The organism is Rhizobium sp. NPDC090279 (genome assembly GCF_044769665.1).
Lineage (GTDB): Bacteria > Pseudomonadota > Alphaproteobacteria > Rhizobiales > Rhizobiaceae > Rhizobium.
On sequence record NZ_JBIVYI010000041.1, the window covers coordinates 1 to 2,638 of the forward strand.

Annotated in this window: 4 protein-coding genes; 3 read left to right on the forward strand and 1 reads right to left on the reverse strand. The window is 56.7% G+C overall.

What is annotated here, in order from left to right; translation table 11 throughout:
- Positions 1-113: 113 nt before the first annotated feature.
- Entirely contained in the window at positions 114-509 is a 396-nt protein-coding gene (locus tag ACIQWP_RS31820; RefSeq protein WP_402796458.1) for a winged helix-turn-helix transcriptional regulator, read from the reverse strand.
- 164 nt (positions 510-673) lie between these two features.
- On the opposite strand from ACIQWP_RS31820, the gene ACIQWP_RS31825 reads away from it, so the two are divergent.
- The 3 genes from ACIQWP_RS31825 (at position 674) to ACIQWP_RS31835 (ending at position 2,340) form a co-directional block, all read left to right on the forward strand.
- Positions 674-1,072, forward strand: a complete 399-nt coding sequence (locus ACIQWP_RS31825; RefSeq protein ID WP_402796461.1) for a DoxX family protein — start codon at positions 674-676, stop codon at positions 1,070-1,072.
- A 21-nt stretch (positions 1,073-1,093) separates the two neighbouring features.
- Positions 1,094-1,840, forward strand: coding sequence for an SDR family NAD(P)-dependent oxidoreductase (locus tag ACIQWP_RS31830; RefSeq protein WP_402796464.1), 747 nt, complete (start codon positions 1,094-1,096; stop codon positions 1,838-1,840).
- 113 nt (positions 1,841-1,953) lie between these two features.
- The gene (locus ACIQWP_RS31835; protein WP_402796466.1) at positions 1,954-2,340 is read left to right on the forward strand and encodes an MAPEG family protein; all 387 of its coding nucleotides are present in this window, start codon (positions 1,954-1,956) and stop codon (positions 2,338-2,340) included.
- Positions 2,341-2,638: the final 298 nt, after the last annotated feature.

A 2,638-nucleotide genomic window follows, 5' to 3' on the forward strand; every position in this document is an offset into this window, starting at 1 on the left:
CCTTTTTAAGGTATCGATTACACTTTTGCCTTTCCAAGATCATCGGAATCTTCCCGGTCGGCCGGAATGCGTTCAGACACCTATAAGCATTTCCCGGATGACGAGACCGGATCTCACGCCTGTCGTTTAGATCTCTGTCCCGCGCCCATGTTCCTGGGCTTCCGTCCGCGCAAGCTCGGCTTAGGGGGCACGGTGTTGCCATACTCCTCCCACCACGCCGCTAATGCCTGCATCGTTGGGCCGAGACCCAGCGCCTTCTGAGTCATTTCGTACTCGACGCGAGGCGGCACCTCCGCAAACACAGTGCGTGAGACAAGCCCATCCTCCTCCAGCTCCCGAAGCTGTGCCGACAGCATATGTTGCGTGATGCCGGGGATCGCTTTTCGCAGTTCTCCGAAGCGGTGAACCCGCCGATGGAGCAGCCACATGATTTCAAGCTTCCATTTTCCCGAGAGCATCGCGAAGGCTCGGCGCATCTCGTCTTGCATTGTGAAGTCTGGTTCTGCCATTAGTATGATCTTCCATACTTAGTGTCGTTAATTCATCCTACTTGCATGAAAACATCATAGGCTACAAATTATCTACAAGCTCTTCGTAGCCGATGCAACGCATCATCCGGACAGCGCAAGATAAACAAACAATTCGCCGGGGCGTCCCGGCGAAAGGATGACTTATGACCGTGATTTACACTTACTGGATAAGTACGGCGCTCCTGTCGGCGCTGTACCTGTCCTCAGCAGCTCTTTACCTCAGCAAAAAGGAATTCGTCGCAAAGGCGCAAGCCGATCTCGGATACCACGTGCCACACTTGGTGCCATTGATGGTCGTTGTGAAAATACTTGGGCCGCTTGCAATCTTGGCCCGAGTTAGCCTGCCGCTGAGCGACCTCGCTTATGCGGGCGTGTTCTATCATTTGGTCTTGTCGGGTATGGCGCATCTCGGCGTCCGCAGCGTCAAGGGTGCAATGCCCGCTGCCATTGGTCTTGTCCTGCTGGCCATATCCTTCGCGACCCAGAACTACGCTCGCGATGTTCCGTCGCCGTATGCCTTTGAGGCAACGGTGAACCCTTAAGCGCGAAAATTGGAGACACTCATGAACAGACTGGAAGGTAAGGTTGCGATTGTTACCGGGGCTGGCCGTGGAATTGGCCGCGCCACCGCCAAACTCTTCGCAGCGGAAGGCGCCAAGGTGGCCGTGCTCTCGCTCACGCCCGCGAATGTCAATACTGTCGTGGCCGAGATAGAAGCTTCCGGCGGAACAGCATTGGGCATCGCCGTTGATGTCAGCAATGCCGATGCAGTCAAGGCTGCAATCGACACGGTGGTTGCGGCCTGGGGCGGCGTCGATATCCTGGTGAATAATGCCTTTGACCCGTCAGCCGTGCAGTCCTCCGTTCTGGAGTTGTCGGTGGAGCAGCTTCAGCGCAATTTCGATACAGGCCCGATCGCTTTCCTGCGTACGATGCAGGCCGCCTATCCTCATCTTAAAGCCAGCGGCGAAGGTCGTGTCATCAATTTTGGCTCAATGGCTGGCGTCACCGGCTTGGCGCCCTATGCGCCCTACAACATGGCGAAAGAAGCCGTACGTGCCCTGACCCGCGTGGCAGCCCGTGAATGGGGGCCGGACAAGATAACCGTCAACAACGTCCTCCCGGTTGCCGACACCTGGGGTGCTGCGGCTGCCAATGTTCCAGCCCCGGCCAACGCGCTTGCCCGATATGGATCCCCAGAAGATGACGTCGCACCGGTGGTGCTGTTTCTCGCCAGCAAGGATGCGCAGTTCATCACTGGTTACAGCCTCATGCCCGACGGCGGCATGATCATTGATGCCGGGCGTTAGGAACGACGTGAAGCCCATTCTCCGGACGTGAAGCTCTGGCGAGGTCAGCAAACAAATCGCTGGCCTCCGTCCCGCCGCTTCTGTTTGCACATTCACAAATTAGGGAGCCGACAATGGCTACATTTCCGATCACTTCAGTGTTCGCGGCATTTTTCGCAGTGGCCTTGGTCGCTCTTTCTTTTCCAATCTCGCTACGACGTCTCAAGGTCGGAGATATGATCGGCGAAAGTGCCGATGAAGTGCTTCGTCGCCGCATACGCGCGCAAGGCAATTTCACTGAATATGTCCCGCTCGGTGTCATATTGCTTGCTCTCGTTGAGGCGCAGGCCGCTCCCAGCGCGGTTGTTCTTGCGATCGGCATCATCCTGGTTATCGGACGCATTCTGCACGCGAGCGGAATGTTATCGTCGTCGGGACCGATACGAGGTTTTGGAATGATCTTCACCTATCTCGCTCTTGTAGTGCCGGCGGGATGGTTGGTCGCAACCGTCATTCTTTAACACCGCTGCTTTGGACCGACTGCCGCCATGTCGCGAAGAGTAGATATTTCACGACGCAGCGTCCTCCAACTGTCATGGTCGGCGAGCTTTTGACGTCAGCAGCGATTGATAGCGGCCAGGCCGATTTGCCGGCACGGATGTCTCTATGGCGCAGGACCTCAATAGGACGCTCTGCCGTCGAAATCAGGCAGGGCAAGAGACCGAGCGATCGGCAAGTTGATGTTTCGCGCCCTTACTGACGGATGAGACCGAACCGACGCGCCTCATCCAGCAGATGACGAACGGACGATGGTTGCCA

Coding starts and splice junctions, on each gene's coding strand:
- ACIQWP_RS31830 (WP_402796464.1), top strand. CDS start 1,094: ATGAACAGACTGGAAGGTAAGGTTGCGATTGTTACCGGGGCTGGCCGT.
- ACIQWP_RS31825 (WP_402796461.1), top strand. CDS start 674: ATGACCGTGATTTACACTTACTGGATAAGTACGGCGCTCCTGTCGGCG.
- ACIQWP_RS31835 (WP_402796466.1), top strand. CDS start 1,954: ATGGCTACATTTCCGATCACTTCAGTGTTCGCGGCATTTTTCGCAGTG.
- ACIQWP_RS31820 (WP_402796458.1), bottom strand. CDS start 509: ATGGCAGAACCAGACTTCACAATGCAAGACGAGATGCGCCGAGCCTTC.